Here is a 6,522-nt window from a genome sequence, read left to right as displayed (position 1 = left end):
TAGAGTACCACACCACCTTTTAAAATAAAGGCAGGGAGAAGTGATGATGTTGTAAAGGTATCTTAAAATCGAAAATGTTGGCCTTTCTATATGGTTATATTTTTATGATTAATTTACCAACATTTTTTCCTTTGAATAGACTCATAAAAGCCTGAGGTGCATTTTCAATGCCTTCAACAATATGTTCTCTAAAGGTCAGTTTTCCGTCATGCAACCACGTGACTGCTTGTTGATGATAGTCATCTTTCATGTCTACTAACTCATCAAATATGAAACCTTGTACTTTTAGTCTTTTAATCAGTACCTGTGAAAAAGCACTAGGAAAACGATCTATGCTTTTAACCTGAGGAAGATTGCGGTCAAAAGAGATTGTCCCACAAACTAGAAACCTACCATGGGTAGCCATATTATTTAACGCTTCAAACGCAATATCTCCACCGACGTTATCAAAGAAAATATCAATTCCTTGTGGTGTAAGTTTTTTTAGATTTTCTGAAAAATTATCATCTTTATAATCAAGTGTTTTAATGCTGAGTTCAGTCTCCAATATCTTGCACTTCTCTTGCCCACCAGTAATACCTATAACATTACAGCCAAGGTTTCGTCCTGTTTGCGCCACTATTGAGCCAACGCTGCCATTTGCAGCAGATACAACAAGCGTTTCGCCTGCTTTAGGTTGGCCATAGCGAATTAATGCGCCATATCCAGTTAAACCAGTTAAGCCCAATACTCCAAGATAAGCACTTGGAGAAACTGCATATTCAGGCAATTTCACTAAATTGCTACCGTCTGAAATAGCATATTGCTGCCAACCGTGCGCAGAAGATACGAGCTGACCAACAGAAAAATTTGCATTATTGCTTTGGATCACTTCGCTAATCGTTTCGCCAATCATAACAGCGCCTAATTTTACCGACGCGGCATAAGAAGGTGTGTCGTACATACGTCCTCTCATATACGGGTCTAAAGATAGATATAGGGTTTTAAGTAAGACTTCGCCTGCTTGAGGGAAAGGTATTTGAGATTTCTGAAGGGCAAAGTTCAGCTCGCTGATTCCTGCAGTTGGGCGAGAATGCAAAATTATCTGTAGGTTTTTGTTTTCCATGATTTTTCCTGTAAGTAATTCGCTCAAATCCTGTTTATAGGATGGTCAAAAAAGCATCGTTAAGATCGTGTATATTTGTGTAGACTAACAAATAAAATATATTTTGTGATAAAAATATATTTTACATATTAAAAAATATATTTTAGGATCGAATGCAATTAGAGTTTTTAGGAGTAGTAAGGTTTTGAGTGTAATTAAGTCAAAGGCAATGACAGCGTATAAGCAGTTACGAAAGGACGTTATGTACGGCAAATACCAGCCACTAGATAGGTTACGTATTGATCCGATTTGCGAAACCTTGAAAGTTAGTCCGGGTGCGGTTCGTGAGGCCTTATCTCGTTTGGTCTCAGATGGGTTAGTTGTTGCTGAGGAGCAGCGTGGTTTTATTGTTGCGCCAGTATCCGCTGTTGAAATGATTGAACTGACAGAAGTTCGTATTGAGATTGAGTCTTATTGCCTCAGAGAAGCGATTAAGGCCGGAGATTTAGATTGGGAAGCGTCAATCTTGTCTAGTCATCACAAGCTTTTACGTACACCGATTGGAAACGATTTCTTGTCTGTTGAATGGCTAGAAGCCCACTCTGAATATCATGACTCGTTGGTATCTGCCTGTGGCAATCGTTGGTGGCTGCGTTTTAGAGAACAGCTTTTTGCGCAGGCCGAACGCTATTTGAGCCTACATAGGGTAAAGGAAGAAGTTTACCTTGATGTTAATGAAGATCATCAAGGACTTATGCAAGCTGTTTTAAATCGAAATGAAAAAGAAGCTTGTGAAATTATGAGTAACCACCTGCAAAAAGCGGCTGATAATTTACTGAAGTCAGGCGTTCTGGACGGTTGATTTATAGCTTCTCTAATATTTTATATATGAATAAGCCATTATGAAAAAGTAGATAGTATAAAAATAATTATTTAAGAGTACTTTTTAATATTTCATAGCAATCTGAAATATTATTTATTGGAGATGTTTAATGAATAAAAATAAAAGCGTTATTGTGACATGTGCCATTACAGGCTCACTTCATACTCCGTCTATGTCCCCTTACTTACCTATTACGCCTGATGAAATTGTTTCGGAATCGATAGCGGCGGCAGAGGCTGGAGCCTCTATTTTACACCTACATGCCCGTGATCCTAAAGATGGACGTCCTACTGCTAACCCCGATATTTTTATGGATTTTCTTCCTCGTATTAAGCAGCAAACTAATGCCGTACTGAACTTGACCACTGGTGGTGCACCAGGTATGAGCATAGACGAGCGCTTAGCCGGCCCAGAACGAGCAAGCCCAGAGATGACTTCGTTGAATATGGGATCCATTAATGGTGGTTTATTCCCTGCTGCAGAGAAAATCAAAACGTTTAAATACGACTGGGAAAAAACCTTTCTTGAAGCCAGTAAACGCACATTATTCGAGAATTCATTTGAAAATATTGAAGCTATTTTAAATCGCATGGGCAAAGGACATGGCTCACGGTTCGAATTCGAAATTTATGATTTATCTCATATCTACAACCTAGCAAATGTTCTGGACCGAGGTCTATATGACGGCAAGCTTTTCCTTCAGTTTGCGTTAGGTATTCTTGGTGGAACCGGTGCAGAGGCTGACAATTTACTCTTAATGCTTCGTACCGCTCAGCGCCTTTTTGGTAACGATTTTGAATGGTCAATCTTAGCGGCTGGGCGTCATCAAATGCCTATGTGTACTCATAATGCTCTTCTAGGCGGAAACGTTCGTGTTGGTCTGGAAGATAGTTTGACTATTGGTCCAAAGCAACTGGCGACGTCAAACGCACAACAAGTGTTGAAAATTCGAGGCATTCTAGAAAGCTTAGATTATACGATCGCAACACCGGATGAAGTACGAGAGCGTTTACAACTTAAAGGTGCCCATGAGGTTAATTTTTAGAACTTATATTTTGTAATTTATTAATACTAATTTTTTTAATTAATATTAATTTGATGACTTCTTTATATGTTTTCTGAAATTTTTACTAAATGATGTTTATTAACTTTAAATATAAAAAAAATAAAAGATTAGGAGTTATTAATGAAAAAAATAGTGATTACTGCAGCTATATTAGCCTTTGGTGTAATAAATTATGCCCAAGCAGATACGATTAGAGCAACTAGTGCTTTTGGGCCTAAACATGTAATGGCACAAGCTGGTTACCCTGCTTTATTCAAAAAATTAAAGGAGCTCACGGATGGTCGTTGGACAGGTTATGACACGCCATCTGGTCTTGTTGGGCCGAATGAAATGAACTCAGCCTTGCGTGAAGGTATCACTGATATGGGACCGGTAATGTTCCCTTATTTTTCGGCTGATTATGTTGAGAGTGGCATTGTGGGTGACCTCTCTATGTTAGGTACAGACAATAGAGCAATCGCCTCTGCTGTTTCAGAATACATTGCAACTTGCCTGGAATGTATCAAAGAATTTTCTAAAAATGGTCAAGTCTATTTAGGCTCCGATGCAACAACTGCCTATCAATTATTGTCGACAAAAAGAATAGAAAGTCTGAGTGATTTGAAAGGTTTGCGTGTTCGAACTGGAGGTGCCACATATTCTTATATTATAGAAAAAATGGGCGCTTTACCGGTTTACTTCCCTGCCAGTGAAATCTTTGAAGCCCTAAGTTCTGGTGTTGCTGATGCTACTTATAGCTCTATACCTGATTTAAAAAACATACAGCTTTATGACGCTGTGAAGTACGTGACCTTGATCGATAAAGGGGTCTTTAATGCCGCAGCGATGACGAATCTCAGTCAAAGAGTGTGGGATAAAATGAGCTTGGAAGATCGCTCATCTATGGCTCGTGCTGCTCAGTACGCACAAACTATTGCAATTTATTCATGGCGCGATACTGCAGCAGAAGCAGAAAAAATAGCGAAAGAGAAAGGCATCGAATTTATTCAACCTGATAAAGAATTTGTCAAAAGAGGCAATGACATTCGTGACGAATATATGGCAGGTGTGACGGAAGCGCTTACTAAAAAAGGTGTTACAAATGCAGCCGCCAAAGTGGATCGCTACAAGGCATTGCTGAAAAAATGGGAAGGCCTTGTTGCAAATGTAACAACGTCAGATGAGCTTGCAGAACTCCGTTATAAGGAAATCTGGAGCAAAGTTGATATGAAAACTTACGGATCACATTAAAATGTCTAGTTTTGAGCTCATTTTAAGACGAATGACTATGGGCATCGGGATTTTAACTCTCGGTGTTATGCCTGCCGTCATTGTTGCTGATGTTGTAATGAGAAACCTGTTCGATGGTGGCTTTCCAGCCACTATCGAAATAGTGTCCAGATACCTTATTTTAGTCATCAGCTTTTTACCCATTGCTTATGCAGAGGTGAAACGCAGACATATAGAAGCATCCATTCTTACCGATAGATTACCTAGTTCAAGCCAGCCTTTTATTAATTTTTTAGGTTTTGCCCTATCACTTCTTGTTTATGCTGCCTTGACTTGGGGAACTATCTTAGAAGCCTATCACCAAACGGAAATCAAGGCGTACATTGAAGCCGGAACCGCTATTTTTTATGTCTGGCCTGGGTATTGGATACTGCCAATATGTTACGGGTTAATGGTGCTTGTTTTAGCTATGCGAATAGTGCAAGTGGTTACTGGCCGATTTAATCAGGAGGTCGCATAAATGGAACCTATTACGATTGGTGTAGTGTCATTAAGCGCTGTTTTTGGCTTGATTCTCTTACGAGTACCAATAGGCGTGACACTAATTGCGGTTTCTTTTGTTGGTATTTACGCCATTATTGGTGAACGTGCAGCATTTAGTATGCTTTCTACTGCACCTTATAGTTTTGCTGCAAACTGGACCTTGAGTTCTGTTCCAATGTTCCTACTTATGGGATACGTTTCTTATCATGCAGGACTGACGAAAGGGTTATTTAATGCGGCGCGTGCTTGGCTTAGTTGGTTGCCCGGCGGTTTAGCAATTTCTTCACTTGCTGGCGCGGGCGGCTTTGCTGCTGTAACCGGATCATCCATTGCGTGTTCTGCCGCTATTGGCCGTATTGCTGTCCCAGAAATGCATAAAACGGGCTATGATATTCGTCTTGCCACAGGCGCTGTTGCTGCAGGTGGTACTATTGGTGCTTTAATTCCACCTAGCTTGATTTTGATTTTATATGGAATTCAAGCTCAAGTTTCGATTACTAAACTCTTTCTTGGTGGACTGATAATAGGACTAGTCTCTCTTTTTCTCTATATTCTTGTCGTCTTGGTGGTCTATTTTCTAGCGCCTAAATCAATGCCTCGTACAAAACAGGTAAGCTTTGAAGAAAGAATGGCTGCACTTAAAGAGGTGTGGCCTGTTCTTCTGATGGTGATGATAGTTTTTGGTGGCCTTTTTTCTGGCATATTTACGGCAACCGAAGCCGGCGCGGTGGGCGCTGTGATTTCTCTTCTGATTGGGTTTGGGAATAGATCTCTGTCCATGCGAGGAATGGGTGAGAGCTGTATTGATACGCTGTTAGCAAGTGGTTCGCTTTTCATCATTGCCATTGGTGCTAACTTATTTACACGACTCGTTTCTCTTAGTGGGTTATCTCATTTTATTGGTAGTGGAATTGAAAGTTTAGACTTGGGGGTTGTAGCTGTTTTATTGCTCATATCCTTTGTGTATTTAGCGCTAGGAATGTTCTTGGAACCAGTTGGCGCGATGTTATTAACCTTGCCGCTGTTTCTTCCATTGATGGCTACTTACGGTGTTGATGTCATCTGGTTTGGTCTTCTGGTTGCTAAGCTCCTTGAGATGGGAATGATTACCCCCCCAGTCGGATTAAATGTGTTTGTAATACATTCTGTGGCACGGGATATTGTTCGATTAGAACAAATATTTTATGGGATTATACCTTTCTTAATTGCTGACTTTATACTGGTAGGAGTCATGATTCTGACAAGGGATATGTATATGGGTTTTATATCTTAGAGGTTGTTCTTTTATTAAAGTCCGCTTACTAAGGTGATTTTTAATATTCACACTAGAAAAAAGGCTTTTGATGATTCAGAAGCCTTTTTGTTTCTAATCAGGAATATAATGCATCTAATGCAGTTCGTTCTAGTTGTTCCAATGACTAGTCTGTATCAGGCCGGTACTCAATTAACACATTTCACGTGATGGTTAATAATACTTTGAGCTAATGTCGATGACTGTTTGCATATTCCAGAAGACGGTAAGAATGCTGAGCTAGATGTATTAGATTGTGATCTGACTTTAATGCTCTAATTTAATCGTCTTTGATGCATGCGTTGTTTCAGTATAGTCGTGGATATTTCCTGAATTTTCGGCGCGAACAGAACATTAATTTGCATCGTATCGAGTATTGCTTCGAGCTTTTGCCAACCATGCCCAAGCTAGCTGAAAGTAGACATTGTTGGTCATAATAACCAACA

Annotated in this window: 6 protein-coding genes; 5 read left to right on the top strand and 1 reads right to left on the bottom strand. The window is 39.8% G+C overall.

All coding sequences use genetic code 11. The features are described 5' to 3' along the window. Positions 1 to 94 precede the first annotated feature (94 nt). Positions 95 to 1,105, bottom strand: coding sequence for an NADP-dependent oxidoreductase (locus TY87_RS22245; protein ID WP_100188750.1), 1,011 nt, complete (start codon positions 1,103 to 1,105; stop codon positions 95 to 97). A gap of 184 nt (positions 1,106 to 1,289) precedes the next feature. On the opposite strand from TY87_RS22245, the gene TY87_RS22240 reads away from it, so the two are divergent. The 5 genes from TY87_RS22240 (at position 1,290) to TY87_RS22220 (ending at position 6,058) form a co-directional block, all read left to right on the top strand. After that, on the top strand, positions 1,290 to 1,946 hold the full coding sequence (locus tag TY87_RS22240; protein WP_157789944.1) for a GntR family transcriptional regulator: 657 nt from the start codon (positions 1,290 to 1,292) through the stop codon (positions 1,944 to 1,946). Positions 1,947 to 2,076: 130 nt separating this feature from the next. Next, a complete protein-coding gene (locus tag TY87_RS22235) occupies positions 2,077 to 3,012 on the top strand; it encodes a 3,5-dioxohexanoate:acetyl-CoA acetone transferase (protein WP_100188748.1) in 936 nt (311 codons plus the stop codon). A 141-nt stretch (positions 3,013 to 3,153) separates the two neighbouring features. After that, entirely contained in the window at positions 3,154 to 4,263 is a 1,110-nt protein-coding gene (locus tag TY87_RS22230; protein ID WP_100188747.1) for a C4-dicarboxylate TRAP transporter substrate-binding protein, read from the top strand. Position 4,264: 1 nt separating this feature from the next. Continuing rightward, complete coding sequence (locus tag TY87_RS22225; protein WP_100188746.1) at positions 4,265 to 4,762, top strand: TRAP transporter small permease; 498 nt, start codon at positions 4,265 to 4,267, stop codon at positions 4,760 to 4,762. Beyond that, a complete protein-coding gene (locus TY87_RS22220) occupies positions 4,763 to 6,058 on the top strand; it encodes a TRAP transporter large permease (RefSeq protein WP_100188745.1) in 1,296 nt (431 codons plus the stop codon). The last annotated feature ends 464 nt before the right edge of the window (positions 6,059 to 6,522 follow it).

Origin of the sequence: Marinomonas sp. BSi20584, assembly GCF_002792415.1 — a bacterium.
Taxonomy (GTDB): Bacteria; Pseudomonadota; Gammaproteobacteria; order Pseudomonadales; family Marinomonadaceae; genus Marinomonas; species Marinomonas polaris.
The sequence above is the reverse complement of the archived record's forward strand: the minus strand, read 5'-3'. Positions and strand labels throughout refer to the sequence as shown.

Bases quoted from the DNA above. Each gene is read 5' to 3' on its own strand.
- TY87_RS22230 (WP_100188747.1), top strand. From the start codon at position 3,154: ATGAAAAAAATAGTGATTACTGCAGCTATATTAGCCTTTGGTGTAATA.
- TY87_RS22225 (WP_100188746.1), top strand. From the start codon at position 4,265: ATGTCTAGTTTTGAGCTCATTTTAAGACGAATGACTATGGGCATCGGG.
- TY87_RS22220 (WP_100188745.1), top strand. From the start codon at position 4,763: ATGGAACCTATTACGATTGGTGTAGTGTCATTAAGCGCTGTTTTTGGC.
- TY87_RS22235 (WP_100188748.1), top strand. From the start codon at position 2,077: ATGAATAAAAATAAAAGCGTTATTGTGACATGTGCCATTACAGGCTCA.
- TY87_RS22245 (WP_100188750.1), bottom strand. From the start codon at position 1,105: ATGGAAAACAAAAACCTACAGATAATTTTGCATTCTCGCCCAACTGCA.